We start from the raw sequence: 25,793 nt of genomic DNA on the forward strand, positions 1-25,793 counted from the left end.
TTGCCAGAATGAGAAAACAACGTAGCGCTGCTGCCGGGCCGAAAGCGAAAGCTTTGGGCCTGGGCATCAGCGGAATTATCCTGTTCTTCCTGATCTGGGAGGCCACTCCCCGGCTCGGCCTGGTCAGCGACCGCTACCTTCCGCCGGCCAGCGAGGTGTTGGTGCGCCTCGGCCAATACCTGACCGAGGCCGCGTTCTGGCAGGACGTCGCCGACACCATGACGAGCTGGGCCCTGGGCCTGGCAATCGCCACGGTCGCCGCCATCGCCGTCGGCCTGATCATCGGGTCGAGCCGGTTTCTGCGCCGCGCCACCCACACCACGATCGAGTTCCTGCGGCCGATTCCCTCGGTCGCGCTGATTCCCCTCGCCGTGCTGATCTTCGGCACCAGCATCGAATCCACCCTGCTGCTCGTGGTCTACGCCTCATTCTGGCAGGTACTGCTGCAGCTGCTCTACGGCATCGCCGATGTGGATGCTGTCGCGAACGACACCGCGAAAAGCTACGGTCTGGGCCGACTCGCCCGGGTACGTTACGTCATCTGGCCGACCGCCCTGCCGTACCTGATGACCGGGCTGCGGCTCGCCGCCGCGGTCGCGCTGATTCTGGCGATCACCGCCGAACTCATCATCGGCACCCCCGGACTCGGCAAGCAGATCGCGCTCACCCAGTCCGGCGGCGCCATCTCCTCGATGTATGCCCTTGTGCTGGCCACCGGCATGATCGGCGTGCTCATCAACCTCGGCGCCCGCATCATCGAAAAACGGGTGCTGTCCTGGCATCCCTCCGTGAGAGGAGAGGTCGTCCTGTGAGTCCCCTCAAACGCATCGCCTACTTCTTCGGCCTGCCCATTCTGCTCATCATTCTCTGGTACGCCCTGTCGTATGGCACGACGAACTTCTTCGTGCCCAAGCCCATCGAACTGGCCCAGACCCTGTGGACCACCTGGATCGGCGACCGCTTCACTGAGGACGTGCTGCCCAGCCTCGGCCGCCTCGCGGTCGGCCTGTTCTTCGCGATCGGCCTGGGCATCGTGTTCGGGCTGCTCATCGGTTCCACCCGCTGGCTGCGCAACCTGCTCGAGCCGCTGCTCGAATTCTTTCGCGCCATCCCGCCGCCTGTGCTCGTGCCGCTGCTCATGCTGCTCATCGGCGTGAACGACAGCATGAAGGTCGCCGTCATCATCTCCGGTGCCATCTGGCCAGTGCTGCTCAACACCGTCGAAGGCGTGCGCGCCGTCGACTCGGTGCTGAGCGACAGCTGCCGCAGCTACGGGATTCGCGGCTTCGCGCGCATCCGCTACTTTGTTCTTCCCGCGGTCACTCCGCAGATCATGGCCGGGGTGCGGCAGTCGCTGTCGATCGGCCTGATCCTCATGGTGATCAGCGAGATGTTCGCCTCATCGTCGGGGCTCGGCTTCACGATCGTGCAGTTCCAGCGCAACTTCGCCATCCCCGAGATGTGGAGCGGCATCGTCGTGCTCGGCCTCATCGGTCTGGGCCTGGCCATTATCTTTCAATTCGTCGAACGACGGGTACTGCACTGGTACCACGGTCTGAAGGAAATCACTCATGACAGTTAGCGAGACCACCATGAACCAGCCCGTACAGCCCCTCCCCGCCGTCCAGGCCGTGCCGATGCTCTCGGTGCGCGGCCTGCAGAAAATCTACAAGGTGCCCGGCGGCGAGGTCGAGGCCGTGCGCGACCTCACCTTCGACCTCGCCGAGGGCGAACTGGTCTGCCTCGTCGGTCCTTCCGGCTCGGGCAAGACCACCCTGCTCAAGTGCATCTCGGGACTGATGGAACAGACCAGCGGCACCGTTGAACTGAACGGCAGCAAGGTCACCGGCCCGCCCAAGTCGATGGCCGTCGTCTTTCAGGAGTACGGCCGCAGCCTGTTTCCCTGGATGACGGTGCGCGCCAACGTTGAGCTGCCGCTGAAGAACCAGAAGGTTCCCAAGGCTGAACGCACGGCGCTCGTCGACGCCGCGCTCAAGTCGGTCGGACTCGACCACGTGCCGAAGAGCTACCCGTGGCAGCTGTCCGGTGGCATGCAGCAGCGCGTCGCGATCGCCCGCGCCGTGGCCTACCGCCCGCAGGTGCTGCTCATGGATGAGCCGTTCGCGGCCGTCGACGCGCAGACCCGCGCCGACCTCGAAGACCTGATCCGCACTATTTGGAAGCAGCTCGGCATCACGATTCTGTTCGTCACCCACGACATCGACGAGTCGGTGTACCTCGGCGAACGCGTCATCGTGCTGTCGAGCTCGCCGACCGTCGTGCAGGAAGACCTCAAGATCGATCTGCCCGCCGAGCGCGACCAGCTCAACACCCGCGCCCTGCCCCGCTTTATGGAGCTGCGCTCGCACGTCTACGCCGAGATTCAGCGCGCCAAGCTCGGCCCGGTCACCGAGCAGATCACGGCGCAGCGCAAGGCTGCACTCAAGTAACTACGCACAATACAAGCGGATGCCCCGACGAATTTCGCCGGGGCATCCGCTGTGCCGCTGACGCTAGGAGACGCTAGGAGACGCCGATCGTGACGATCGCGGGGCCGCCGCGCACGGCATCCGCTTGGAGGCCGGTGGATGAGGTGACGGCGCGGGAGACGCAGCAGCACATCTTCGCGGCGGCGTGCTGCTCGCGTTCGCTGTAGAACACGTCGCGGTGGTCGATGGCGCCCTCAAGCGCCAGCACCTTGACCTCGCACAGGCCGCACTCGCCCTTGCGGCAGTCGAACATCATCTCGACGCCGGCGTCTTCGAGGGCTTCGAGCATTGAGCGGCCGGCGGGAACGCGCGCCTCGACGCCGAGGCTGGGCACCCGCACGACGAATTCTTCCGGGTCGTACCAGCCGCTGTTTCCGAAGGTCTCGAAGCGCAGGTTGGGCAGGTTGAGCTCGCGTTCGCGCCAGGCGCGGCGCACCGCATCCATCAGGCGGATCGGACCGCACATGTAGAGCTCGGACGCGGGGTCGATATTGCCGACCAGGTCGGTCACCGACAATTCGGTGCCCTCGTCGTCGATGTGCACCTTCAAATTGTCGCCGTGCAGGGCGAGCAGTTCGGGCAGATAGGCCATGCGCTCGCGGCTGCGCGCCGCGTAGACGAGTGTGTACTCGGCTCCCAAACTCTTCAGGACCCGCGCCATGTTGACGATTGCGGTCACACCGATGCCGCCGGCCAGCAGCACGTAGCTGGGCGCGCCGACCCGCAGCGGAAAGTTCTGCAGCGGTTGGGTGATCTCCAGCGTGTCACCGGGCTTCAGGGTGTGCATGAAGATCGAGCCGCCACGAGACAGCGGTGCCTGAAGCACGCTGATCGATACCCGCGAACCATCCTCGGTCGAGTCGACGACGGAGTAGGAGCGCTTATGCCGCTCGCCGTCGATGGTGACGAACAGGTCGAGGTGCGACCCCGGTTCGGCCCGTTTCGGCAGGCTGGGCGCGAGCACGATGCGCTGAATATTGCTGGCAACAGCGACGGCCTCGATGACGGACGCCTGCTGCCAGACCTCAATGTTGGTTGCTGCCATGGTCGTGCCCGCCTAGTTGGCGGCGCTCACGCGCCCGGCGCGGCCGGCGGAGACCGGTCGGCCTTCGGCCTCGAGCATGCGTTCGATGAGGCGGCGCACCCACAGGCCGCCGGCGTCGATGTTGAGGTTGTAGAACTCGTAGTCGGGGTTGGCGTCGATCGCCGTCTGCTGGGCCAGCAGCATGTCTTCGTCTTCCTTGAAGACACCGGAGACCCCGGCGCGCAGCTGCGAGGTGATGAGCTGGCTTTCCAGGCGGTAGTTGCGCATGAAGGCCCAGAAGTAGTGGGCGCTACGGGCCGTTTCGGGAGTGATGGTGTTCATGACGTAACCGTTGACGCCCTGGCTGCGGTCGCCTTCTTGCGCTCCGGTGCCGGCCTTCGCTACTCCCACGTCAATGTTGATGGTGGAGGGCGCCTCAAAGTGGATGATCTGCCACCGGTCAACCTTGCCGGTGAAACCCGGAAACTTGTCGCGCATGTTCTTCAACCAGAACGGCGGGGCGTCGATGTTGTGCATCCAGCGCGAGACGGTGACGGTCGTGTCGTCGTGGGTCACCTCGAAGTCACTCTCGCTGAGCTCGGCCTGGCCGATGCTCGAACCGTGCACGAATTCTTCGTGGGTGAGGTCCATCAGGTTGTCGAGCACGAGCTGGTAGTTGCAGGTGACCGGGATGGTGAGGCCGTCGCCGGCCCACTCGGGATGGTCCATCTGGTGCATGTCGGGGATGGTGTCGGGGTTGGCGAGCGTCGCATCGCCCAGCCAGACCCAGAGAAAACGGTGGCGTTCAACGACCGGGTATGACGGCACGGTCGCGCTCGGGTTGATCGTCTCCTGGGCGGGCATCGATACGCACCGGCCAGCCGAGTTGTAGACGATGCCGTGGTATGGGCACTGGATCTCATCCTTAGCGAGTACTTTGCCCTGCGACAACGGCGCGAGGCGGTGCCAGCAGGCATCGGCGAGCGCGACCGGACGGCCGTCTTCGGTTCGGTAGATGGCGAGCGGCTTGTCGGCGACTTTGCGGGAGATCAGCTTGCGCGTGACCTCGTGGTCCCACGCGGCGACGTACCAGGTGTTCAAGGGGTAGTTGAGCACCTTATTCGTGGTCGAACTCTTGGTCTGGATAATCGTCATTGAAAACCTCCGGTCAGCTACCTATCCCCATAGATAGTTAGCGCAGGTCCAGACTATCTATGCTGGTAGGTACTTACAAGACTGAAAGGGGAACGCCTTGAGCCTTCGACACGCCCTGTTGGCGCTCCTCACGGTGGAACCGATGACCGGGTACGACCTGTCCAAGGCGTTCCAGGCGTCCGTTTCGCACGTCTGGCATGCCCCCGACTCGCAGATCTATCCGGAACTGCGTCGCATGGAGGCTGACGGGCTGGTCGTGGGCACCGAGGTGCCGTGGGGGCCGCGCGGCAAGAAGCGCGAGTACCACGTGACCTCCGGCGGGCTCGAGGCCTTTCGGGCCTGGATGAACGAGCCGCTCAGCTACACCCGAGAACGCGACCCCGCGCACCTCAAGGCCGCCTACCTCGAGTGGGCCGAGCCGGACGCAGCGCGCGCCCAGCTGCGCGCGCACATCGCGAACTACGCTGAACGCCGCGCCGAATGGCTCGAGAAAGTGCGGGAGATCGACACCGGAACCAGCGCGATGCTCGAAAAACGTCTCGCGCACGCGCCCAAGAGCGAGCACGCGAGCATCCGCACCTACAAGCGCTACACCTACGAGGGTTTGATCGCGCGGGCTGAGCACGAGATCGAGTGGGCCGAGCGGGGGCTCCGGCTCATCGACGACCTTAACGGAGGCGACCTCACCAGAGCGGACGCCGCGCCCCCGCAAGCTGACCGGCACGAGCCGCGGCATCCACTTTCCTAAGAAACCGCGTGCTCCCGGCGCAGGTCGGCCTTACGGATTTTGCCGCTCGCCGTGCGCGGCATCTCGGCCACGATCACGACGCGTTTCGGAATCTTGTAGCGGGCCAGACGATCACGAAGGTGGGCCTGGATGTCGTCGGAGTCGAGGGTGAAACCGTCGCGCACGGTCACGACGGCGCAGGGCACCTCGCCCCATTTCTCGTCGGGAACGCCGATCACCGCGACGCTCGACACCGATTCGAGTTCGGAGATGGCCAGCTCGATCTCAGCCGGATAAATGTTCTCGCCGCCGGAGATGATCATGTCTTTCAGCCGGTCGGAGATGAACAGATAGCCGTGTTCGTCGGTGTAGCCCATGTCGCCGGAGCGAAACCAGACGTTGCCGGCGTAGCTGTCGGCGGTGGCCTCTGCACGATTCCAATACTCGCGAATCACGTTCGGCCCGGAGATTTGGATCTCGCCGACCTCACCAACCGGCACCTCGGTGCCGGTCTCGTCGACGATGCGCACGTCGGTGAAGAAGTGCGGCAGCCCGGCCGAACCGGCCTTCTCGCGGGACTTGTGCGCTGCGAGGCTCGTCGCCCCGGGCGCCGTTTCGGTGAGGCCGTATCCGCCGGAGAATGCCAGCCCGCGTTTCTCATAGGCCTCCAGCACCCGGGTCGGCACCGCCGACCCGCCACAGGTCAGCTTCTGCAGCGAGCTGATGTCGGTGGTCGTCCAATCCGGATGCTCGCACAGCAGCTGGTACGTCGTGGGTACGCCGCTGATCACGGTGGCCTTGTGTTGCTCGATCAAGTGGAGGGTGCGGCCGGGCTCGAACTTGGGCTCGAGCACGACGGACCCGCCCTTCAGCAGCGTGGGCAGCACCCCCATGCCAAGCGACGCGACGTGGAACATCGGCGCGATCATCAGGGCCACATCGCTGCTGACGAAGTCGTAGTCCACGAGCACGTTGAAGCTGTTCCAGGTCATGTTGCCGTGCGTGAGCAGGGCGCCCTTGGGCTGCCCGGTGGTTCCGGAGGTGTAGAGAATGAGCGCGGGATCGTCGAGGGTGACGTTCTCGTCGCGGTGCGTGGCTGGGGCGCTGAGAATGACCTCCTCGAGGTCTTCGACCAACAGGCCGGCTGGGCCGGTCTCGGCGGCCGACGCCGCGGCATCCGCTACCCGAATGCGCTGCACGATCTGCGTGCCGGTCGATCCGCGCTCGGCCAGCTCAGTCAGCGACGCCGCGTGTACGAGGATACGGCTGCCGGAGTCGGTCAGGGCGAAAGCGATCTCGGGTGCCGCCAGGCGGGTGTTGAGCGGCACGAAGATGGCGCCGAGGACCCCGCAGGCGAAAAGGGTCTCGAGGAAAGCCGGGTGGTTCTCGCCGAGATAGGCCACCCGATCACCCGAGCGGATGCCGCGGGCGTCGAGTGCGTTCGCCAGCCGGTCGACGCGTTCGGCGAATTCGCCATAGCTGAGGCGATCGTCGCCGCTGATCAGCGCCGTCTGGTCGGCCGACTTGATGCGTCGGCGGTGGATCCACGAACCGAGACCTTGGTTATGCATCGTTGCATGTACCTTTCACACGTCTCGCAAGTGGAGACACTGACACTGGGTGGGTCAGGGGTGTGCTCACCGTACTACCTGGGCACACCCCCGAATTGCTAGCTCGCGATCATAGCCCCGACGTCCGGCGCCTCGGTCACGATCTCGTACTTCTGCGTGAGGTCGCCGAGGTCGGCCAGCACGTCGGCGGGCACCTCGCCGTCGAAGGTTTCCATTTTCATGTTCTCGGCGACGGCTGCGTCCATGCCCATGAAGGCGGGGAGTGTCGCCCGCACGTCGTCGAGGTTGGCTTCGGCCGAGGCGAGGGTCTCGTCGACCGCATCCCGGAACTTGGTGAGGGTGTCAGCGTTGGCCGCGGCGTACTTGGCACTGGTGAAGGTGACCATGGTGGGCAGGCCGGGAAGGGCCTGCTGGTTCGGGTAGCCGATGAGCTTGAAGTCGCTGCTCGCGAGCGCCTTGCTCAGGAACGGCTCCGGCAACCAGATGGCGTCGGTGTTGCCGGCGGCGAGCTGGGCTTCCCTGTCGGGAAAGGGCATTTCGTTGAAGTTGATCAGCGTTGAGTCGCCGCCGTCAATCTCGGTGCTCTCCTTGATGGTGAGGTCGCCCTGGGTGCTGACCGCGTTGACCGAGACGGTCTGGTTTTCGAGGTCCGCGAAGCCGTCAATACCCGAGTCCGTGCGCACGACGACACCGTTGATGTCATCGCCGTCGGCCTTGGAATTGCTGTAGCCGGTGACGATCTGCGTCTGCAGGCCCTTATCGACGGCCACCATGACCGAGAGCGGGTTGCCGATGGCAAAGTCCATGCTGCCGGCATACACGGCGGGCAGCATTGCGGCACCGCCCTGCCCGGTTTGCAGCTGCACGTCGAGGCCGTGCTTTTCGAAGATGCCCTCGTCGATGCCGTACTGCATCGCAACCGAGGGGGCGATCGCGAGCACGCCCACGGTCACCGTGGTCAGGGCGCCGTCGGCGGAATCGGCCGTGGTGTCGGCCGCCGGAGTTTCGGTCGACGAGCAGCCGGTGAGGGCCACGGCTACGATCGCCAGGCCGGCCAGGCCCGAAATGGTGCGGGTGCTGTGAAACATGGTGCCTCTTCCTTGAGGGTTGGGTGGGTCAAGCGACGTGCGGTCAAACGGTCAAGCGGATGCCGGTCAGACGTAGAAGCGGTACAGCCCGTGCGCGACGACGGCTGGTTTGGTGCCGCCCTCGATCTCGATGGTCTGGTCGACGCCGAGCTGCACGCCGCCGGCGATCTCGGTGACCGACGCGATGGTCGCCCGCATGCGAATCTTCGAGCCGACGGTGACGGGGGCGGGAAAGCGCACCTTGTCGAGGCCGTAGTTGACCTTGGTGGTGACATCGGTCACGTCGAGCAGCTCGGTCCAGAACGGAATCGCGAGCGCCAGGGTGAGAAAACCGTGCGCGACGGTGGTGCCGAAGGGGCCGTCCTTGGCCTTGACCGGGTCGACGTGCAACCACTGGTGGTCATCGGTGGCGTCAGCGAAGGTGTCGATCTGCGTCTGGTCAACCTCGACATAGTCGGTGTAGCCCAGGTCGGTGCCGGCCAGGCCGGGCAGTTCGGCGAAGGTGGTGACGGTCGTGCTCATGATGCTCCTTATATAGGTACGTTAAATGAAAGCGCTGTGCCCGGTGATGGCGCGGCCGACGATGAGGCTGTTGATCTCGTGCGTGCCCTCGTAGGAATACACGGCCTCGGCGTCGGCGTGAAAGCGGGCGACATCGGTGTCGAGGGTGATGCCGTTGCCGCCGACGACCTCGCGGGCCAACGCGACGGTGTGGCGCATCCGCTCGCAACAGAACATCTTGGCCAGCGCCGAATTCTCCTCGGTGAACAGGCCGGCTTCCTGCTGCTGGGTGAGCCGCACCACCAGGCCGAGCGAAGCGGTGACGTTGCCGAGCATGGTGGCGAGCTTCTGCTGGGTGAGCTGAAAGGCCGCAATCGACTTGCCGAACTGCTCCCGGCTAGTCACGTAACGCAGGGCCGCTTCGTAGGCCCCGGCCTGCAGGCCGGTCGCGATCCAGGCCACGTCGGAACGCATCGACCGCAGCAGGGCCGCAACATCCTTGAAAGAATTGATGCGCTGCAGCCGGTCGCTCTCCTGCACCTCCAAGTTCACGAGATCGATGTCGGAGTTCTGCATGATGCGCAGGCTGGTCTTGCGCTGGATCTTCTTGAGGGTGACGCCCGCGGCATCCGTCGGCACCAGAAAGGCCTTGACCTGGTTGTCGGCTTCGTCGCGGGCGAAAACGGCAAGGACCTGGGCGCTCGTCGCGCCGCCGATCCAGCGTTTCTGGCCGTTGAGCACCCAGCTGTCGCCATCGCGACGGGCGCTCGTGGCGAGCCCGCCGGCAATGTCGGAGCCGTGCTCGGGTTCGGTCAGCGCGAACACACCGGTGTAGTCGAAGGTCGCGATTCTCGCGTCGAGCGCGGCGACCTGCTCCGGGCTGCCGCCGAGGTTCACCGTGGTGCGAAACAGTCCCGACTGGGCGTTGTAGAACGTGGCAACGGAAGCGTCGGTGCGGGCCAGTTCGAAATCGCGAAAGCCCCCAAATAGCGCGCTCGTAGCCCGGTTCATGAGGTCGAGCTCGACCATTTTCGGCACGATCTGGAACGGGAATTCCCCCGCCTCCCAGTGGTCGGCGAGCAGCGGCTGCACGTCGGTGTCGAGCACGGCGCGCAGGTCTTTCAGGACCTCGAGCTCGTCGGCACTGAGCAGTGGGGAGAAGCCGAACTGGTCGCTCGGGTAGAAGGCGGTCATGCGACGAGTCCGAGCAGGCGCACGGCGTTGTCCTTGAGAATTTTCGGACGCACCGTGTCTTTGAGGTTCAGGTCGGCGAAGTCTTTCAGCCAGCGGTCCGGGCTGATCAGGGGAAAGTCGCTGCCGAACAGCACCTTGTCCTGCAGGAAGGAGTTGGCCTGGCGCACCAGGTTCTCGGGAAAGTATTTCGGCGACCAGCCGGACAGGTCGATGTAGACGTTCTGCTTGTGGGTGGCCACGGCGAGTGCTTCGTCCTGCCACGGCACGCTCGGGTGCGCCATGATGATCGACAGTTCGGGAAAGTCGGCGGCGACATTGTCGAGCAGCATCGGGTTCGACAGGCCGAGCTTGAGGCCGAACCCGCCGGGCAGGCCCGATCCGATCCCGGTCTGCCCGGTGTGGAACAGGGCGGGCAGGCCGAGGTCCTGCAGGGCAGCCCAGAGCGGGTAGAACTGCTCGTCGCTCGGGTTGAAGTTCTGCACGGTGGGGTGGAATTTGAAGCCGCGCACCCCAAAATCGCCGGCCAGACGCTGGGCCTGAGTGACGGCATCCGCTCCCCGGGTGGGGTCGACCGAGCCGAACGGAATCAGCACGTCGTTGTTGCGGGCAGCGCCACGGGCGATCTCTTCGCTGCTGTTCGGCGGGTGGTTGAGGTTGCGGGAGGCGTCGACGGTGAACACGACGGCGGCCATGTTGCGTTCGCGGTACATGGCGGCGATCTCGTCGAGGCCGGGGCGCGGGGCATCCGTTTTGAAGTATTTGCTGGCGGCGTCGACGAGCGGCTGCGGCAGGGCGTTGTGCCCGTCGTCGCCGATTTCGATGTGCACGTGGGTGTCGATGGCCGTGAGGGCGTCGACGTTTAGGCCGAGTTCGTAGACCATTACTTGGCGGGCTGGAGCTCGGCCGGAAGCTCGGGCAGCTTTTCGCCGACGCTCTGCAGTTTGTCGCCGAACAGGGAGGAGAAGTCCTCGCTGAGCGCCTCGACGGTCCAGCCGCCGGTTTCGAACGCGGTCGACACGACCTCGGGGTGCGACCACAGCTGCACTCGGTCACCGCCGGAGCCGACGACCTGTCCGGTGATGCCGGCCGCAGCGTCGGAGGCGAGAAAGCCGACGACCCCGGCGACGTCCTGCGCGGTGCCGTAGCCGAGCACCCGGCGGGCGAAGGGCGGCATAGTCTCTCCGCGGGCGGCGGCGGCGTTGAAGGCCTTGAAGAAGGGAACGGTGTCGGTCATCGCGGTGGCAGCGACGGGCACAACGGCGTTGACGGTGACGTTGGCGCGGGCCAGTTCCATCGACCAGGTGCGCACCATGCCCACGATGCCGGCTTTCGCGGCGGCATAGTTGGTCTGGCCGAAGTTTCCGCGCTGGCCGGTCGGCGAGCCGATGCAGATGATGCGCCCACCCTCGCCCTGTTCGCGAAAGCGGATGGCCGCCTCACGCACACAGGTGAACGTGCCGCGCAGGTGCACGTTGATGACGGTGTCGAAGTCGTCGTCGGTCATCTTCCAGACCACGGTATCGCGCAGCACGCCGGCATTGGTGACGAGGACGTCGAGGCGGCCGAAGCTATCGACTGCGGCTTTCACGAGCTGCTGCGCGGTGGCCGTCGAGCCGACCGCTGCGACGACGGTGACGGCCTGGCCGCCAGCATTGACGATGCTCGCGACGGCGTCATCGGCGATGAGCTGGTCCGCATCGTTGATCACAACGGATGCCCCCTGCCGCGCCAATTCCTGCGCGTAGGCCAGTCCGAGTCCGCGGCCACTGCCGGTCACGATTGCTACTTTGCCGGTCAACGCTTTGCTGGTCAACGTCATTGTGACTCCTCGTTCGCTGTGGCACCAGTGCCACGATTGTCCGTACGTAAAACTAATGAAAACCTATACCGTTGAAATTGTCAACTAATTGACAAGGGTTTATTCTAGGGAAATGACAGAGTCCGTTCCGGCAATGAAGTCACCCCCGGTTTCCCGTGCCAAGCGCGCGAACACCTCGCCGTCCGAGGCTGCGGTTACCGGCACGGGGGCACCGATCGCGGTGCCGTTCTGTTCTGGCGCGGCCGACTCGACCTCCGACCGTCTGCGCGACCCGGACCGCCTGCGCGATACCGACCTGGCCAATGAGATCGAGTTCATGACCGCTCGGGCCCGCTCGGTGGGTTCCGGTCGGGCGAACACCATGCTCGCCGAACTCGACCTGCGCGTGCGCTCGTATTCGGTGCTGTCTCTGGCCTGCAGCGGGCAGAACCCGTCGCAACGCGAGCTTGCCGGCTTTCTCAGCCTCGATCCCAGCCAGATCGTGGCCCTGGTCGACCACCTGGAGAATCGCGGCGCGGTCACCCGGGAGCAGGACCCGCGCGACCGCCGCTCCAAAGTGATCGTGGCCACCACGGCCGGGCGGGTGCTCTATCGGCAGGCTCGCGCCGTCATCCAGAAGGCAGAGGACCAGTCGCTGCGCGACCTCAGTACCGCCGAGCGCGAGCAGCTGCGCTCCCTGCTGCGCCGTATCGCGTTCGAGCCGGGGCACTGACGCACCTGACGCACCTGACGCACCTGACGCGAAGCTTGCAGGCGCGGGCGACATCGCCGGGGCCGGGCGCACCTGAAGTTTGCCGGCGCGGGCAGCCTGCCGGGCGCGCCTTCAACTCACGGCGTGCCCGCGCGGATGGCCGCAGGCAGTCATTCGTTTGCCGATTCGTGGGGTGTGATGCCCCGTCGGTGACTAATAGCGGGCGCACTGGGCCAAAATAAGCATGACTCCACCGGCGCGATCACAAGGAGGCAGTCATGACCGACACGAGCATCGGAACCGGCAGCAAGGACGGCCCGTGGGTGCGGCTCCCCCCACCCGGGTCGTCGGAGCACCTCGTGTATCGCGACGAGGCCGCCGATCCCCCGGCACTGGTCTGCAAAGTCGGGTCGACGACGCTGTCGTATCGACTGGGCTGCATCGAAGACCTGCATGCCATGCTCAAGGCCAACGGTGGCTGGGTGGAGTTGGGGGCCGCCGACGAGAAGAAAGGCCCCAAGCCCGACACCGTCGAGGCTTGGGGCCGCGCCGCGGACAACCCAGTCGGCGGCTGGTACGGCCTGAAAAACGGTTTCCGCGGCCGTTTCGGCAGGTACGTCCCGCCGCTACTTGAGGCCCTCGGCCTGGCCGAGGTCGAGCACAACCCGCGCAACGATCGCATGCGGGCCGTCTGAGCGCTGTCGCATCGAAGCGAATCAAGTGCTCGCGCGGAACCGGCCCCGATCCCACCCCTGAAACTCCGGCCGCGAGCACGACTCGTCCGCACGGAGGTAATCTGAACGAGCGCAGACACGTCAGACTCAGGGCGCTCGCGCTTCTTCACTCACCGCTTTTCCCACACCTTCGCCCTAATGGGCGTCCCCCATAAGGGGTAGACAGCGAGTGCACTCCTCAATATTGTGTTAATACCAGCGGCAATACAGTCCGCTCGGATTCGATCGATAACTGGAGTGAAGCACATGATGCGAAGCAAAGTTAGAACCGGCGCCCTGTCGGCGCTTCTGATCGGCACGTTGGTCGGTGCCGGCGGTTTCCTGTCGGCCGGCGCAGCCTCGGCCGCAATCGCGCCCGAGTTGACAGGCACCACCTCGTCAGCGGATGTCGACCGCTGGGTCGTTCCGCAGACCCAACAGGGCGGTGACTACTGGACCCCGGAGCGTATGCAGTCCGCCATACCCGGCGAGGTCCTGGTACAGGACAACGTGCCAGCCGGAGCGATCGGTGCTGTCGCGGCCGGAGCCACCTCCCTGGTCTCCCCGCAGGCAGCGAACTCGAGCCCGTCGCCCGCAGCCACCCAGGTCTCCCCGATTTCCCACATCGGCAAAATCTTCTTCACCCTCGGCGGCACCGACTACGTCTGTTCCGGCAATGCCATCTCCGCGGCCAACGAGAACACTGTCGTCACCGCCGGGCACTGCGTTAACGAAGGACCCGGCAATTTCGCCTCACGCCTCATCTTCGTGCCGGCCTACGAGAACGGCTCCGCCCCGTTCGGCCAGTGGAATGCCACCGAGCTCTACGCTCCCACCCAGTGGAGCAACAGCGGTGATATCAGCTACGACACCGGCTTCGCCATCGTCTCCTCACCCACCGGCACGTCGCTGAGCGACAGCGTCGGCGCGTCCGGAGTCACGTTCAACCAAAGCCGTGGCCTCACCTACACGGCCTACGGTTACCCGGCAGCTGCGCCCTTCAACGGCGAGACCCTGCAGTCCTGCTACGGCACGGCCAGCGCCGACCCCTACGGCCAGACCCAGTCCCAGGGAATCCCGTGCGACATGACCGGCGGTTCCTCGGGCGGCCCGTGGATGATCGGCAGCGGCTCCACCGGCCTGCAGAACTCGGTCAACAGCTTCGGCTACAACAACATCGCGAACACCATGTTCGGGCCCTACTGGGGCTCGGTCATCCAGAACGCCTATGTCGTCGCGTCAGCCTGACCCGAGCGGCGCAGACCCGGTTGCCCGGCAGCGCCTCAATCCCGACGCAACCGACTGGCCCGACGTAACCGACTGGGACGACGAACGGATGCGCGCGGCCCGGCCGCGCGTCATCCGCCTGAACCCCGACGGGTCGCGCGTGCACGACGCGACAACCGAACGATCGGAAGCCGACACGGAGACCCCGCCGCCGGCATCCTGAAATAGGGAAGGCCCCGTCCGAAACTCGGACGGGGCCTTCCCCTTGCCGGCAGGCGGCAGGCGGCAGCACGCTCGTCCTGCTCATAGCTCGGAGCAAGCTCCCTCTGCTAGCAGCTCGGCGCCAGCTCCCTCTGCTAGCAGCTCGGCGCCAGCTCCTCGACCGTGAAGGCGGCCTCGGTGGTGTCCTCGATGTCCTGCAGGCTCACGCCGGGGGCGCGCTGCCGAAGAACGAGGCCGGTCGGCGTCACATCGAAGACGGCCGTGTCGCTGATGATGCGATCCACGACGCGTACGCCGGTCAGCGGCAGGGTGCACTCGGTGACGATCTTCGGGGTGCCATCCTTGGCGACGTGTTCGGTCAGCACGACCACGCGCGGGGTGCCGGCCACGAGATCCATCGCGCCGCCCATGCCCTTGACCATTTTGCCGGGGATGGTCCAGTTGGCGAGGTCACCCTGGCCGGAGACCTGCATGGCACCGAGGATGGCGACCTTCACGTGCCCGCCGCGGATCATGCCGAACGAGGTCGCCGAATCGAAAATCGACGCCCCCGGCAGCACCGTAACGGTCTGCTTGCCGGCGTTGATGAGGTCGGCGTCTTCCTCGCCCTCCCACGGGAACGGTCCCATGCCGAGCAGCCCGTTCTCGCTCTGCAGCGTCACCTGAATTCCCTCGGGCAGGTTGTTGGCTACAAGCGTTGGAATGCCGATGCCGAGGTTCACGTAGTCGCCGTCGCTCAGTTCCTGCGCCGCGATCGCGGCCATTTCATCTCTGGTCCACGCCATGATCTACTCCCCTGCCTGTACACCGGCCAGCACGGGCCGACTGCGCACGGTGCGCTGTTCGATGTCTTTGACCCGGGCCGAGGCCTGAACCAGGCGCTGCACGTAGACGCCCGGAGTAATCACGTGATTCGGATCGATGTCGCCGGGCTGCACAATAATCTCGGCCTCTGCGATCGTCATAATGCCGGCGGTCGCGACCACCGGGTTGAAGTTGCGCGCGGTAAAGCGGTACTCGAGGTTGCCCAGGGTGTCGGCGCGCCAGGCCTTGACCAGCGCGACGTCGGCGACGATGCCGCGCTCCTGAAGATACGTTTCGCCGTCGAAGTCGGCGAGCGGCTTGCCCTCGGCGATGAGCGTGCCGACTCCGGTCTTGGTATAGAAGGCGGGAATTCCCGCGCCGCCGGCCCGCAACCGCTCGGCCAGGGTGCCCTGGGGACTGAACTCTACCTCGAGCACGCCGGCCAGAAACTGCTCGGCGAACAGTTTGTTCTCGCCGACATAGGACGCGATGACCTTGCGCACCTGCCCGGCCTCGAGTAACACGCCCAGGCCTTTGCCGTCGACGCCCATATTGTTCGAGACGACGGTGAGATCTTTCACAGCGGATGCCCGCACCGCGTCGATGAGATCCGCCGGAATGCCGCTGAGCCCGAAACCGCCGACCGCAAGCACCATCCCGTCGCGCAGGACGTCGTGCAGCGCCTCGCTGGCGCTGGCCTGAACCTTGGACATACGGTCTCCTCATCGAGTTGGTGTCGCGCCTGCCGCAGTGTCCACCTTGTGGACATCGGCCGATATCGTCATGCTATTCAGGCCCGATAAGCCCTGTCAAACCCTAGATTCCCTCGTTTCCACCTCGTGAACAGTAGGATATTAATCATCCACAATATGGACAAAGGAGGCGAAATAATCTCTCAGCCATCCGCATCGGACGTGCCGACGCCACCCGGCGCGTCGCCAGCACCGGCCGGGCAATCGGGTCGCGATGCCTCGGTTCGCTCCGCCCGCCCAGAACACGGCGGCCAGCCAGCTCAGAGCGCACACCCCGACCGTGGCGCACAACCCGCACAGTCGGTGCCGGGAGCACAGGTCGTCAGCCGGATCGCCCTACTGCTGCGCCTGGTCGGGCGCAACCCCGCCGGCACGCCCCTGGCCGAGATCGTGCGGGACTCCGGCCTGACCCGGCCCACCGTGCACCGGCTACTCACCTCGCTCGCCGCCGAGGGCCTGCTCGACCATGATGCCGTGCGCCGCACCTGGCACTACGGCCCAGAGGTGTTCGTCATGGGCACCGTCGCCGCGGCGCGCTATCCGATCGAAGAGCTCGCCCGGCCGAGCCTCGTGCGCCTGGCCGAAGCGACCGGGGAGAGCGCCTTCCTGTCCATTCGACGCGGCGCCGAAACCGTGTGTCTGCTCCGCGAAGAGGGCAGCTTCCCCATCCGCTCCTTCGTGCTGCACGAGGGGGTGCGCTTTCCGTTGGGGGTGGCATCCGCTGGAATGGCCATTCTGGCCTACCTGCCCGAGCCCGAAGTGGACGCCCTCCTGGCCGACACAGGATCCGTCGACACCGAGACCTTCGCGGCTCGCTGGGGCGCCCAGCACTCCCCCGCGAGCATCCGCGCCAATCTCAAACGCACCCGAGTGACGGGCTATGCGGTCAACCCAGGACTCATCCTCGAGGGCAGCTGGGGCATGGGCGCCGCGATCTTCGATCGCAGCGGTCGCCCGGGCTGGGCGCTCTCCCTCACCGGCATCGAGCCACGATTCAAGCCCGAGCGGCAGAAGCTTCTGGGTCAACTTCTGCTCGACGAGGCCAGCCGCATCACCCAGACCCTGCAGCGCCCCCCGATAGCCTGACCGCCCGCGCAATGCCAGTTTCGGACCCGCGTCCCTCGTTGTCGCGCGCAACTTGACGCCGTCGGCCCCAGTACCCGTGCAGCCCTGCATGAGGTGCCATCTTCAACCCCATGAACTCGGCCTGGCCACGCGAGGTGCCACCTTTAGCCCCATGACCAGGGGCATCATGCGGCGAAGTGCCACCTTTAGCCCCATGAGTCCTCGGCAAGGGGCCAAAGGTGGCACCTCACAAAAACCATGGGGCCGAAGTTGGCACCTCGCGCGATGTCAAGCTGAGTGGAGCAACTTGGACCAGATTGTCCTGGAACTTCCTGGGACGATGACTGATGCCCACAGCGCACCCTCCTGGACCAGGCATGAAAACAGCCCCGACCGAGGCCGGGGCTGTTCTTACAGTCTGAGTGGAGCTAAGGAGATTCGAACTCCTGACCTTCTCATTGCGAACGAGACGCGCTACCAACTGCGCCATAGCCCCAAACTGCCTTTGAAGAATATCACGGGCTGGCCGCCACTTTCTCCGCTTCCCGCCCGAGCCGCCAATTAGACGGCGCGACGACGACGCAGCACGGCGTCGAGGTCGGTCATGCCGGGGCTGGTTTCGCCAACGATTCCCATCGACGCGAAACGGCTCGGCACCGCAGCCGCTGCGGGCCTGGCGATCGGCGTGGCGGCCCGGATTGCTTCCTCGGCGAGCGCTGCGGCGCGGCGCGTGACCTCCGCCTCGGCGGCGGCCTTGCGCAGCTGATTGGCCGCTTCAACGGATGCCATCGCCGTCTGCGCAATGGATCCGCGCGAGAGATGCATCGCTCGCGGCACCGGCTGCGGCGTCCAGGTCGCCGCGGCAACCGGGGTCTCCTCAAGCTGCACGGGCTCAAAGGCCTGGCCGACCAGAACGGGCAACACCACCGGGGCGTCCACGCGCACCACACGCGCCGAACGGGCAACCGTGGCCAGCCGGCCGAGAATGCCGAACGCGGCCACCATGACAACCCCGCCACCGACAAAAGCGGTGAACGAGCCAGCCAGGGCGGGAGCGATCCCAGTGACGGCCAGCACGAATCCGGCCAGCAGAATCAGCGACACCAGGCCGCGGAAACGGCGCAGCCGCCGAAGCTTCGAAACGGGCGACTCCGCCACGCGCGGCGCTGCGGCAGCAGCGACGGCCGCAGCGGCGCGGCGAACGTCGCGGGCAGCATCAGCCACCGCTTGCGCTTCGGCCCGTTCGGCCTGCTCAGCCCGCGCCAGAACGCGTTGCTGCTCGGCCACGGTGCGGGCGGTGGCTTCGAGTCGCACCTGGTGCGGCACCTCGGCGGTTTCGGCCAGGATGCGCAGCGTTTGCTGCAGCCGCACGGCGTTTTTTTCGGTCGCCTGGTACTGCTTGCGGCGCGACCAGGTGGGCATCAGGTAGGCAACCCAGAGCACGGCGGCCACCGCCACCATGACCCCGCCACCCAATGCCTCATTACTCATGTTGACAACGGTAGGAGGCGCAGCGGCCAGAGCCGATGATTACCGGTGGCGTGTCACCGAAGTTAATACGCTGATTCCGCCCCCGAACGGGGCAAATCGGGGCGATCATCGAACGATGACCCGCACCGGATGCGCGGCCGACTCGAGATCGGCCGCGGTGACCGTGGCGGCATCCGCTGGGACCAGACCATCGTGCCAGCGGCGCAGCACGCCCTGGGTGAGTTCCTCGGCGACCAAACCGAAGCAGAAATGGTCGCGCCAGTCACCGTTGATGTGAATGTAGCGGCGACGCAATCCCTCATAGCGAAAGCCGAGTTTCTCCACGACCCGCAGGCTCGCCTTGTTTTCCGGGCGGATGCAGATCTCCATGCGGTGCAGGCCGAGCTGATAGAAGCAGTAGTCGGTCGCGAGCGCCACGGCCATCGGCGTGATCGACTGGCCGGCGAACTTCTCACTCACCCAGTAGCCGATGGTCGCCGATGACAGTGATCCCCAGGTGATCGACGACACGTTCAGCTGGCCCGCCAGTTCGCCGTTGCTTTCGATGATGAATGGCAGACCGTTGCCCGACCGCGAATGCGTCAATAGGCTCCGGATACTCGCGCGCGTGTCGAAAGACATCGGCGCGTACGGGTTCGTCGCCTCCCACTTGCGCAGCCAGGAACGGTTGGCCAGAAGTTCGCCCTCGAGGGCGCGGGCGTCGCGCAATCGGATCGGGCGCAGGGTGACGGCCCCCTCGCGAAGGGTGGGAATAGCGATCGGCACGGTTCGCCTGTCTGTCGTGGGCTGAAAACCCCGGTGGGGCTCTGTAAAACGTTAGTCGAGCGTGGCGACGAATTCGTGCAACCAGGGCTTGAGGTCGCGCCCGAGGTCTTCGCGATCGACGGCGAGTTGCACGATGGCCTTGATGTAGTCGAGCCGGTCGCCGGTGTCATAACGACGCCCACGAAAAATGAGGCCGTACACGCCGCCGGTGGTTTCGGGGTTGACGGCCATCTCCTGCAGGGCGTCGGTGAGCTGAATCTCGTTGCCCTTGCCCGGCGCGGTGTGCTCGAGAATGTCGAACACCTCCGGACGCAACACATAGCGGCCGATAATGGCGAGGTTTGAGGGAGCATCCTCTTGGCTGGGCTTTTCGACCAGCCCGGTGATGCGCACGACGTCAGGGTCGTCGGTCGTTTCGACCGCGGCCGCGCCGTACAGGTGAATCTGCGACGGGTCGACCTCGAGCAGCGCCACGATGCTGGTGTTGCGCTTGCCCTGCTCCTCGAGCATGCGGGTGAGCAGGGGGTCGCGGGCATCGATGATGTCGTCACCGAGCAGCACCGCGAAGGGTTCGTGGCCGACGTGCATGCGGGCGCGCAGAACGGCGTGGCCGAGGCCGCGCGGGTCGCCCTGACGCACGTAGTGGATATCGGCAAGCTCGTTGGATTCGCGCACCTTGGCGAGCCGGGTCTGGTCGCCTTTGCGTTCGAGCATGGCCTCCAGCTCGGTCATGCGGTCAAAGTGGTTCTCCAGGGCGTTCTTGTTGCGCCCGGTGACCATCAGCACGTCGCTGAGCCCGGCCGCAACGGCTTCCTCAACGACATACTGGATGGCCGGTTTGTCGACGACGGGCAGCATCTCCTTCGGCATGGCCTTGGTCGCTGGCAGGAATCGTGTTCCCAGCCCAGCTGCGGGAATGACGGCTTTAGTAATCGGGGTACCCATGGGCACTAGGTTAGTGGCAAGTAGGATGCCTTATATGGACTCCGACATTGGTCATCGAAAGCGTGCGCTCAGAGCGGAGCTGCGCGAGCGTCGCCAGAATATGACCTCCTCGGAGCGTGAATCGGCCACGGCCGGCTTCACCGCAAACCTGCAGAGCCTCGTCCTGGACCTCTCCGCCCGATCGATTTCCTGCTACCTGTCGGCGCGCAATGAACCCGATACCCGGCCCTTTCTCAACTGGGCAACGGCAGAGGGCATCCGTATTCTGTTTCCCATTTCTCGCGAAGACGGTCTGCTGGACTGGACCGTCGGCGACGGCGAAGAAGAATTCACCGGCATTTCCGGGGTTCCCGAAGCGGTCGGAACCCTGCTCGGCCCGATCGCCATCAACGATGTCGACCTCATCATCGTGCCGGCAGCGGCCATCGACGAGTCCGGTCTGCGCATGGGCTGGGGCCGCGGCTACTTCGACAAGACCCTCGGTTCGATGGAAAAGTGCCCGCCGGTCTATGCCGTCGTCTTCGACAGCGAATACCTCGACGAGGTTCCCCGCGAGGTGCACGACCAACCGGTCAACGGGCTCGTCACCCCGACCAGAATCATCGCGTTCTGACCATTTAATACCGCTCGTGAACCCCGTTCTGCATGTGACGGGGCGCCAGCGCGCCTAACCTTAGTTCTGGTGGGCATTTTGCCTGTCGGCTCAACCAGCTGGAGATGCAGTGCCTACCTACTCTTACCGTTGCACCGAGTGCGACACCGCCTTCGACATCCAGCAGGCCTTCACCGACCACTCGCTCACGGTGTGCCCGACCTGCCAGGGCAAACTGCGCAAGGTGTTTTCGTCGATCGGCGTGACCTTCAGCGGCTCCGGTTTCTACAGCAACGACTCCAAATCGGATGCGAAGCGGTCCAACCCGAATCTCGACCGCAAGCCGAGCGAAACCAAGACCGAGAAGAAGGCGGACAGCACACCCGCCAAGTCCGCGCCCCCCTCCGTTCCGGCCGCCAAGGCGTCCTAGAGCATGGCGCTGACCAAGACGGTCGCCCGAGTCATTCGTTTGGAGCACCCCGTGATCAATGGTTTCAAAGAATTCATTATGCGCGGCAACGTCATTGACCTCGCCGTCGCCGTCGTCATCGGCACGGCGTTCACCGCCCTCGTCACGTCGATCGTCACGAGCATTTTCAACCCGCTCATCGCGTCGATCTTCAAGGCGGACTCGCTCGCTAAAGCGCTCCCGTTGACTCTTCCCGGTGGCGACAAAATTCTGTTCGGCGCCGTCATCGGTGCCCTGATCAACTTTCTACTGATCGCCGCGGTCGTCTATTTTCTGATCGTGCTGCCGCTGAACAAGCTCAAGGAAGCCCAGGACCGTCGTCGCGCCGCCGGGGTTCCCTCCGAGGTCGTCGCCGACTCCACGACCGAGCTCGACCTGCTCACCGAGATCCGCGACCTGCTGGCCAAAAACGCCGCCGCAACGCCGCCCGACCAGGGTCCCAAGCACTAACTACCAGTGCGGCGGGCGATCCTGCCGCAACTGTGCCTCATTCGCGCTGGGCCCACTTCCCGTGTGCGCAACGCCACCCTCTTCGCGCAGCACCGGCGGGTGCGGGTTCGGGTCGGTGTCCGGTGCCGGGAGCAGCTTGGCCCGGCGAGCATTGCCGGCCGCCTTCACGATCGGCTGACGCTCGGTACCCAGGCGCTGTGCACTTTCTGAAGCGCTCACGCGTTGGGCCGTCTCGGGTCGATGGTGGGCGCGTCACCGGTCGCAAAGGGACGAGCATCCGCTTGAGGAACGCCGGCGATCGCGGCGACGCGTGCCGCGACGGCGTCTGGATTGCTGAACAGTTCGAAGCTGTGCACGCGCAGGTAGTGCCAGCCGAGGCGGCGCAGCACTTCGGGGCGCAGCCGCAGGGACTCGCGCAGGCTCGCGCGGCCGACCACGGCATCCGTTTCAACGACGATGGCGCGCGTGCCGTAGGAGGCGGCCAGGGCGAGCTTGCCGCGGTGCCCGAGACGCACGCTGAGGCCGAGCTTTTCGAGGCGGCCGCCGAGGTCGACGAGCATGGCCTCGCTCGCGTCGGGCACCTGCACCTCGTCGCGGCGTGCCTCGGTCTCGCTGAGCACCTGCGACAGCGCCAGGATGCCGTGGCGCTGGCGGTCCACCTCGATGTCTTCGGGGCGGAAGCAGGAGACGATGTCGAGCGCACGGCGCGCCCGGGTCATGCCGATCGCGAGCAGGCGTTCGCCGCCGGGTTCGCCGAGCGAACCGAAGTTGGACAGCAGGCGCCCGTGCGGGGTGCGGCCGTAGCCGATCGAGAAGATGACCCGGTCGCGGCTTTGCGCGACGGCCTGCTCGAGGGTGAGCACGGTGAAGGGTTCGCTGCGGTCCTTCAGAATGAAGTCGGACAGGTCGGTGCGCTTGGCGAACGCGGCCAGCACCGCCTGCTGCACGCGGACGGCGTGCCGGGTGCTCGCGGTGATCACCATGAGCGATTCGCGCGCGCGCTTCGAGGCGTGTTCGAGTACGAGGTCGACGACCTTCACGACCTCCGCATCCACGCTCTCAATCGCGCCGCTGTCGGCGTCGGGCATGCCGCGACCGCCGGCCACATAGTTGATGGTGAGGCTGCCGTGACCGAGAAAACTTCCGGCCCAGGGCAGCGAATCGATGCGGCCACCGTAGAAACGGTGGTTGACCAGTTCGGCGAGGTCTTCGCCGCCGGCCCGGTAGCTGCGGGTGAGCGTCAGCGTCGGCAGTAGTTCGCCGAGCCGGGCCAGGGCGGAGTCGGCGTGCAGGGCGTCGACCGACACGTCGGGGGTCGGCGCGGCCTCACCCGAGGCCGAAATTCCGGTCTCGAACGCTGACGGTGTCTGGGTGACCGGGTCACCGAACGCCACGATCTGGCGTCCGCGGCGAATCGCGCCGACGTTTTCGGCGAGGGTCGTCGCTCCGGCATCGACGAGCAGCACGGTGTCGAAGGTGATCTGGTCGCTGATGCCGGCAATCTCGTAGGGCGAGGCGAGCCAGACCGGCGCGAGCACCCGGCCGAGGTGCGGGGCGACCTCGTTCAGCCGCGCCGGCGTAGCCCGGTCGGCGCGCAGCAGGCGGCGCAGCTGGTCGGCCTCCTCGGGGAAGTCGACGACACCGATCTTCCAGGTTTCGGCCAGCAGCCAGGCCAGCAGCTTGCCCGAAGCGGATGCGTGCGCCTCGTCGACGAGTTTGAAATCGGCTTCGAGGCGGTCCAGTACCGCCGTGTTCGCGTTCAACAGTGCCCGGTCGCTCGCGAGCATGATCTCGAGCACGGACTGCCACCAGGCCAGCTCGAGTTCGGCAGCGACGTTCTCCTCCGACACGTGCCGCTGGGACAGGTCGGTCATCAGCGGGTCGAGGTTGTGCTCGCGCAGCGTTGCGAGCAGCGCGGTGCGCTCGTGCAGGTTGGCGAGCACCTCACTCTCGGCGGCGAGGCCCGAGATCATCGCGGTCAGCTCACCGATCTGACGCCCGGCGAGGATGCGCGGTGTGCCAGTGGTGCCCAGCGGAACGTCGAGCAGACCGAGGTCTTCGGAGACGCGCTGAAAAGCGACGTGCACATCGTTGATGCCGACCGGCACCTCGGGCGTCACTCCCGCGGCGGCGTAGCGCTGCCAGAGGGTGCGCTGGTCCTGGATGCGGCGCAGGCTCTCGTTCATATCGCTGACCCGCACGCCGGGGCGCTGGTACTCCTCGGCGAGCTTGCGCAAGCGGCGCCGGCTGGCCGAGCTCATCTCGGAGGATTCACGCCGCGACGACGTGGCCGCGATCAGTTCGGTCAGCGAGCGGTCGTAGACGCCCGGCTGGAATTTGTCGAGGGTTTCCCGAATATCGAGCAGCAGGCGCAGGTAGATGCCGAGTTCGTTGATCGTCTCGAACGGGCGCAGCCGGGTCTGGCCGATCAGGCCGTTGGCGCGTTCAAGCAACCGCGGCAGTTCAACCTGGTTGATGCGCTTGGCGAGTTGATGCGAGTTGGCGGCATCCGCTGAGGAGGTGAAGGAGGCGCCGTACCAGGGTGAGTCACCGGGGCCGTACCTAAACTCGCCGAGGATAGCGGCTTTGATCAGGGTATTGGCGGCGGCGGATCGGGAGTGAGCGAGCAGTTCGAGAGCGTGCCGGTCGAGCCGGGCCGTCGTCGACGGCGGCTGCGGCAGCTGCGCGAGGCGCGCGAGCTCACCGAGGGCGTCGAGGACAGAGACGCCGAGCGCCGAATCGCGGCGGGTGAGCGCCGAGCGATAGTCGAGCAGCACCTTGCGCAAGCGCACCAGGGCATCGTCCACGTCGCCGACCCGCGGCTGGGTGGCCTTCTCGTTGCGTGTGATCGACTGGATCAGGTCGCGGCGCAGCGTGCGCGGAGTCACGGCGATGCCGGGCAGGCCCACCTGCACCAGGCGACCGGCGATTCCGTCGAGGCTGGAGCGGCGGGCGCTGACCACGAGCACGCGCTTATGCTGGGCGACGAGCGAGCCGATCGCGTTGACGATGGTCTGGGTGCCGCCGGTTCCGGGCAGGGTCTTCACGACCAGGGAGTTTCCCGCCGCGATCTGCGCGACGACATTCTCCTGCTCGGGGTCTGCGTCGCCGAGCAGCGTGTCGGTGGCGGGCGGGCGGGCATCCTGGCCGATCGGCACCACCGGGTTGTAGGCGGACCCGATATTGCGCTTGGCGGTCATATTGCCGGCGACGGCGTCGAGCAGCGGGTGGTCGAGGTTCGAGGCGTCGGCGGCGAGTGCTTGGCCGCAGGAGGCGAAACTCGAGACGACGAGCCGGGGCACGACGTTGAACCAGGGCAGGTGGGAGGTCAGGCCGCGCAGGCGGTCGATGACCGGCTGCGGTTTGAACGCACCGTTCGTGACGGCGAGCGCCACAAAAGCGTCGGCGTCGAGCACGATCTGAAATTGGTCCTTCAGAGCGCGGGCCAGTTCGGGGTTGAGAAAGGGCTGGCCCTTGAGCTTGAGCTCGTAGTCACGGCCGTAGCGGCGGATCGCAAGCGGGCGCAGCAGCACCGGGGCACTGTACTCGACGTCCTGGTAACGCCACTCGGCGAGGCCGATGGCGAGGTTGACCGACTCGATGCCGCGCATCGAGCGCAGTTCGATGCCCTTCTGGGTGATCTCGTTCGCGGCCAGCCGGGCGTTGCGGAGCGCGAGTTCATCGCGAATGAGGTTGGACAGCAGGGTGGTCTTGCCGATGATGAACTGCGGCAGGCCCCCGGGATGGGTGGCGCTGAGCTCGATGCGGGTGCGGGCTTCGTCGGTGAAGTGCAGCAGCGGGGAGCGCCCGCCGAGCGCGGCGAGTTCATCGCGCCAGCGCTGCCAGACCGGCTCGGCGATGTTACCGGCGGTGAACGCCGGATCGCCCAGACTGAGGTTGTGGGGACTGGTCACGTTTTGCGGGTCGATGGGGACGACGTCCAGGTACTTGGAAAGCACGTCGTCGTCGTCTTGTTTTCTATCGAGGTGCCACACAGGGATACCCTAATTGCGAAACCACTGTTTTTGCCTGAGGCGGC

The 25,793-nt window shown here is 65.8% G+C and carries 27 protein-coding genes and 1 tRNA gene; 12 read left to right on the plus strand and 16 right to left on the minus strand.

The annotated features are described in order from the left end of the window. The first annotated feature begins 8 nt into the window (after positions 1-8). The 3 genes from E3O45_RS13000 to E3O45_RS13010 are packed head-to-tail and all read left to right on the plus strand — an operon-like array spanning position 9 to position 2,450. Positions 9-812, plus strand: a complete 804-nt coding sequence (locus E3O45_RS13000) for an ABC transporter permease (protein ID WP_134443773.1) — start codon at positions 9-11, stop codon at positions 810-812. After that, positions 809-1,582: an ABC transporter permease gene (locus E3O45_RS13005; RefSeq protein WP_134443774.1), complete on the plus strand. Its 774-nt coding sequence runs from the start codon at positions 809-811 to the stop codon at positions 1,580-1,582. The genes E3O45_RS13000 and E3O45_RS13005 overlap by 4 nt, the downstream gene beginning before the upstream one ends. A gap of 55 nt (positions 1,583-1,637) precedes the next feature. Next, positions 1,638-2,450: an ABC transporter ATP-binding protein gene (locus E3O45_RS13010; protein ID WP_134443846.1), complete on the plus strand. Its 813-nt coding sequence runs from the start codon at positions 1,638-1,640 to the stop codon at positions 2,448-2,450. A 73-nt stretch (positions 2,451-2,523) separates the two neighbouring features. On the opposite strand, the gene E3O45_RS13015 is transcribed toward E3O45_RS13010, so the two are convergent. Next, positions 2,524-3,534: a PDR/VanB family oxidoreductase gene (locus E3O45_RS13015; protein WP_134443775.1), complete on the minus strand. Its 1,011-nt coding sequence runs from the start codon at positions 3,532-3,534 to the stop codon at positions 2,524-2,526. Between the two features lie 12 nt (positions 3,535-3,546). After that, positions 3,547-4,668 (minus strand): aromatic ring-hydroxylating dioxygenase subunit alpha, encoded by a 1,122-nt coding sequence (locus tag E3O45_RS13020; protein ID WP_134443776.1) that lies wholly within the window; start codon positions 4,666-4,668, stop codon positions 3,547-3,549. 97 nt (positions 4,669-4,765) lie between these two features. On the opposite strand from E3O45_RS13020, the gene E3O45_RS13025 reads away from it, so the two are divergent. Continuing rightward, positions 4,766-5,416, plus strand: a complete 651-nt coding sequence (locus E3O45_RS13025) for a helix-turn-helix transcriptional regulator (RefSeq protein WP_134443777.1) — start codon at positions 4,766-4,768, stop codon at positions 5,414-5,416. On the opposite strand, the gene E3O45_RS13030 is transcribed toward E3O45_RS13025, so the two are convergent. From E3O45_RS13030 to E3O45_RS13055, 6 genes are all read right to left on the minus strand, one after another. Next, positions 5,413-6,966, minus strand: a complete 1,554-nt coding sequence (locus E3O45_RS13030) for a long-chain fatty acid--CoA ligase (protein ID WP_134443778.1) — start codon at positions 6,964-6,966, stop codon at positions 5,413-5,415. The genes E3O45_RS13025 and E3O45_RS13030 overlap by 4 nt on opposite strands. A gap of 98 nt (positions 6,967-7,064) precedes the next feature. Continuing rightward, positions 7,065-8,054 (minus strand): ABC transporter substrate-binding protein, encoded by a 990-nt coding sequence (locus tag E3O45_RS13035; protein ID WP_134443779.1) that lies wholly within the window; start codon positions 8,052-8,054, stop codon positions 7,065-7,067. Between the two features lie 66 nt (positions 8,055-8,120). Then, positions 8,121-8,576, minus strand: coding sequence for a MaoC family dehydratase (locus tag E3O45_RS13040; protein ID WP_134443780.1), 456 nt, complete (start codon positions 8,574-8,576; stop codon positions 8,121-8,123). A gap of 21 nt (positions 8,577-8,597) precedes the next feature. After that, entirely contained in the window at positions 8,598-9,749 is a 1,152-nt protein-coding gene (locus E3O45_RS13045; RefSeq protein WP_134443781.1) for an acyl-CoA dehydrogenase family protein, read from the minus strand. Continuing rightward, on the minus strand, positions 9,746-10,630 hold the full coding sequence (locus E3O45_RS13050) for an amidohydrolase family protein (RefSeq protein ID WP_134443782.1): 885 nt from the start codon (positions 10,628-10,630) through the stop codon (positions 9,746-9,748). Before E3O45_RS13050 ends, E3O45_RS13045 begins: the two co-directional genes overlap by 4 nt. Then, entirely contained in the window at positions 10,630-11,568 is a 939-nt protein-coding gene (locus E3O45_RS13055; protein WP_134443783.1) for an SDR family NAD(P)-dependent oxidoreductase, read from the minus strand. The genes E3O45_RS13050 and E3O45_RS13055 overlap by 1 nt, the downstream gene beginning before the upstream one ends. A gap of 112 nt (positions 11,569-11,680) precedes the next feature. On the opposite strand from E3O45_RS13055, the gene E3O45_RS13060 reads away from it, so the two are divergent. From E3O45_RS13060 to E3O45_RS13075, 4 genes are all read left to right on the plus strand, one after another. Beyond that, positions 11,681-12,280, plus strand: coding sequence for a MarR family winged helix-turn-helix transcriptional regulator (locus E3O45_RS13060; RefSeq protein ID WP_241985350.1), 600 nt, complete (start codon positions 11,681-11,683; stop codon positions 12,278-12,280). 257 nt (positions 12,281-12,537) lie between these two features. Next, complete coding sequence (locus E3O45_RS13065; protein ID WP_174843089.1) at positions 12,538-12,954, plus strand: DUF6855 family protein; 417 nt, start codon at positions 12,538-12,540, stop codon at positions 12,952-12,954. A 285-nt stretch (positions 12,955-13,239) separates the two neighbouring features. Continuing rightward, the gene (locus E3O45_RS13070; RefSeq protein ID WP_174843090.1) at positions 13,240-14,220 is read left to right on the plus strand and encodes a serine protease; all 981 of its coding nucleotides are present in this window, start codon (positions 13,240-13,242) and stop codon (positions 14,218-14,220) included. Continuing rightward, positions 14,201-14,422 carry a hypothetical protein gene (locus E3O45_RS13075; RefSeq protein ID WP_134443784.1) on the plus strand — a complete coding sequence of 74 codons (222 nt, stop codon included), beginning with the start codon at positions 14,201-14,203 and terminating at the stop codon, positions 14,420-14,422. Before E3O45_RS13070 ends, E3O45_RS13075 begins: the two co-directional genes overlap by 20 nt. A gap of 133 nt (positions 14,423-14,555) precedes the next feature. On the opposite strand, the gene E3O45_RS13080 is transcribed toward E3O45_RS13075, so the two are convergent. Next, entirely contained in the window at positions 14,556-15,206 is a 651-nt protein-coding gene (locus E3O45_RS13080) for a CoA transferase subunit B (RefSeq protein WP_134443785.1), read from the minus strand. 3 nt (positions 15,207-15,209) lie between these two features. Then, positions 15,210-15,938: a CoA transferase subunit A gene (locus E3O45_RS13085; protein WP_134443786.1), complete on the minus strand. Its 729-nt coding sequence runs from the start codon at positions 15,936-15,938 to the stop codon at positions 15,210-15,212. 342 nt (positions 15,939-16,280) lie between these two features. Between E3O45_RS13085 and E3O45_RS13090 the strand changes: the two genes are divergently transcribed. Next, positions 16,281-17,063, plus strand: coding sequence for an IclR family transcriptional regulator (locus tag E3O45_RS13090; protein ID WP_241985357.1), 783 nt, complete (start codon positions 16,281-16,283; stop codon positions 17,061-17,063). A 402-nt stretch (positions 17,064-17,465) separates the two neighbouring features. Here E3O45_RS13090 and E3O45_RS13095 read toward each other — a convergent pair. The 4 genes from E3O45_RS13095 to galU all read right to left on the minus strand — a co-directional run bounded on the left by E3O45_RS13095 (position 17,466) and on the right by galU (position 20,243). Further along, a tRNA-Ala gene (locus E3O45_RS13095) sits at positions 17,466-17,538 on the minus strand. Positions 17,539-17,603: 65 nt separating this feature from the next. Continuing rightward, on the minus strand, positions 17,604-18,533 hold the full coding sequence (locus tag E3O45_RS13100) for a hypothetical protein (RefSeq protein ID WP_134443788.1): 930 nt from the start codon (positions 18,531-18,533) through the stop codon (positions 17,604-17,606). Positions 18,534-18,638: 105 nt separating this feature from the next. Then, on the minus strand, positions 18,639-19,298 hold the full coding sequence (locus E3O45_RS13105; RefSeq protein WP_092451036.1) for a GNAT family N-acetyltransferase: 660 nt from the start codon (positions 19,296-19,298) through the stop codon (positions 18,639-18,641). Positions 19,299-19,349: 51 nt separating this feature from the next. Then, positions 19,350-20,243, minus strand: coding sequence for a UTP--glucose-1-phosphate uridylyltransferase GalU (gene galU / locus E3O45_RS13110; RefSeq protein WP_134443789.1), 894 nt, complete (start codon positions 20,241-20,243; stop codon positions 19,350-19,352). A gap of 34 nt (positions 20,244-20,277) precedes the next feature. Between galU and E3O45_RS13115 the strand changes: the two genes are divergently transcribed. The 3 genes from E3O45_RS13115 to mscL all read left to right on the plus strand — a co-directional run bounded on the left by E3O45_RS13115 (position 20,278) and on the right by mscL (position 21,754). Continuing rightward, entirely contained in the window at positions 20,278-20,856 is a 579-nt protein-coding gene (locus E3O45_RS13115; RefSeq protein WP_134443790.1) for a 5-formyltetrahydrofolate cyclo-ligase, read from the plus strand. A gap of 109 nt (positions 20,857-20,965) precedes the next feature. After that, the gene (locus E3O45_RS13120) at positions 20,966-21,265 is read left to right on the plus strand and encodes an FmdB family zinc ribbon protein (RefSeq protein ID WP_134443791.1); all 300 of its coding nucleotides are present in this window, start codon (positions 20,966-20,968) and stop codon (positions 21,263-21,265) included. Positions 21,266-21,268: 3 nt separating this feature from the next. Beyond that, positions 21,269-21,754 (plus strand): large conductance mechanosensitive channel protein MscL, encoded by a 486-nt coding sequence (mscL, locus tag E3O45_RS13125; RefSeq protein ID WP_241985351.1) that lies wholly within the window; start codon positions 21,269-21,271, stop codon positions 21,752-21,754. Here mscL and E3O45_RS13130 read toward each other — a convergent pair whose 3' ends face one another. Together E3O45_RS13130 and E3O45_RS13135 are read right to left on the minus strand one after the other, a co-directional pair. Next, on the minus strand, positions 21,755-21,973 hold the full coding sequence (locus tag E3O45_RS13130; RefSeq protein WP_241985352.1) for a hypothetical protein: 219 nt from the start codon (positions 21,971-21,973) through the stop codon (positions 21,755-21,757). Further along, positions 21,970-25,749 (minus strand): ATP-binding protein, encoded by a 3,780-nt coding sequence (locus E3O45_RS13135; RefSeq protein ID WP_134443792.1) that lies wholly within the window; start codon positions 25,747-25,749, stop codon positions 21,970-21,972. The genes E3O45_RS13130 and E3O45_RS13135 overlap by 4 nt, the downstream gene beginning before the upstream one ends. Between the last annotated feature and the right edge of the window lie 44 nt (positions 25,750-25,793).

This window comes from Cryobacterium sp. TMS1-20-1, assembly GCF_004402355.1.
In the GTDB taxonomy this organism is placed as follows: Bacteria; Actinomycetota; Actinomycetes; order Actinomycetales; family Microbacteriaceae; genus Cryobacterium; species Cryobacterium levicorallinum.

What these genes read in the sequence shown, in the direction of transcription:
- E3O45_RS13000 (WP_134443773.1), top strand. Translation starts at nt 9, where the DNA reads ATGAGAAAACAACGTAGCGCTGCTGCCGGGCCGAAAGCGAAAGCTTTG.
- E3O45_RS13010 (WP_134443846.1), top strand. Translation starts at nt 1,638, where the DNA reads ATGCTCTCGGTGCGCGGCCTGCAGAAAATCTACAAGGTGCCCGGCGGC.
- E3O45_RS13015 (WP_134443775.1), bottom strand. Translation starts at nt 3,534, where the DNA reads ATGGCAGCAACCAACATTGAGGTCTGGCAGCAGGCGTCCGTCATCGAG.
- E3O45_RS13020 (WP_134443776.1), bottom strand. Translation starts at nt 4,668, where the DNA reads ATGACGATTATCCAGACCAAGAGTTCGACCACGAATAAGGTGCTCAAC.
- E3O45_RS13030 (WP_134443778.1), bottom strand. Translation starts at nt 6,966, where the DNA reads ATGCATAACCAAGGTCTCGGTTCGTGGATCCACCGCCGACGCATCAAG.
- E3O45_RS13035 (WP_134443779.1), bottom strand. Translation starts at nt 8,054, where the DNA reads ATGTTTCACAGCACCCGCACCATTTCGGGCCTGGCCGGCCTGGCGATC.
- E3O45_RS13040 (WP_134443780.1), bottom strand. Translation starts at nt 8,576, where the DNA reads ATGAGCACGACCGTCACCACCTTCGCCGAACTGCCCGGCCTGGCCGGC.
- E3O45_RS13045 (WP_134443781.1), bottom strand. Translation starts at nt 9,749, where the DNA reads ATGACCGCCTTCTACCCGAGCGACCAGTTCGGCTTCTCCCCACTGCTC.
- E3O45_RS13050 (WP_134443782.1), bottom strand. Translation starts at nt 10,630, where the DNA reads ATGGTCTACGAACTCGGCCTAAACGTCGACGCCCTCACGGCCATCGAC.
- E3O45_RS13055 (WP_134443783.1), bottom strand. Translation starts at nt 11,568, where the DNA reads ATGACGTTGACCAGCAAAGCGTTGACCGGCAAAGTAGCAATCGTGACC.
- E3O45_RS13060 (WP_241985350.1), top strand. Translation starts at nt 11,681, where the DNA reads ATGACAGAGTCCGTTCCGGCAATGAAGTCACCCCCGGTTTCCCGTGCC.
- E3O45_RS13065 (WP_174843089.1), top strand. Translation starts at nt 12,538, where the DNA reads ATGACCGACACGAGCATCGGAACCGGCAGCAAGGACGGCCCGTGGGTG.
- E3O45_RS13070 (WP_174843090.1), top strand. Translation starts at nt 13,240, where the DNA reads ATGATGCGAAGCAAAGTTAGAACCGGCGCCCTGTCGGCGCTTCTGATC.
- E3O45_RS13075 (WP_134443784.1), top strand. Translation starts at nt 14,201, where the DNA reads ATGTCGTCGCGTCAGCCTGACCCGAGCGGCGCAGACCCGGTTGCCCGG.
- E3O45_RS13080 (WP_134443785.1), bottom strand. Translation starts at nt 15,206, where the DNA reads ATGGCGTGGACCAGAGATGAAATGGCCGCGATCGCGGCGCAGGAACTG.
- E3O45_RS13085 (WP_134443786.1), bottom strand. Translation starts at nt 15,938, where the DNA reads ATGTCCAAGGTTCAGGCCAGCGCCAGCGAGGCGCTGCACGACGTCCTG.
- E3O45_RS13100 (WP_134443788.1), bottom strand. Translation starts at nt 18,533, where the DNA reads ATGAGTAATGAGGCATTGGGTGGCGGGGTCATGGTGGCGGTGGCCGCC.
- galU (WP_134443789.1), bottom strand. Translation starts at nt 20,243, where the DNA reads ATGGGTACCCCGATTACTAAAGCCGTCATTCCCGCAGCTGGGCTGGGA.
- E3O45_RS13115 (WP_134443790.1), top strand. Translation starts at nt 20,278, where the DNA reads ATGGACTCCGACATTGGTCATCGAAAGCGTGCGCTCAGAGCGGAGCTG.
- mscL (WP_241985351.1), top strand. Translation starts at nt 21,269, where the DNA reads ATGGCGCTGACCAAGACGGTCGCCCGAGTCATTCGTTTGGAGCACCCC.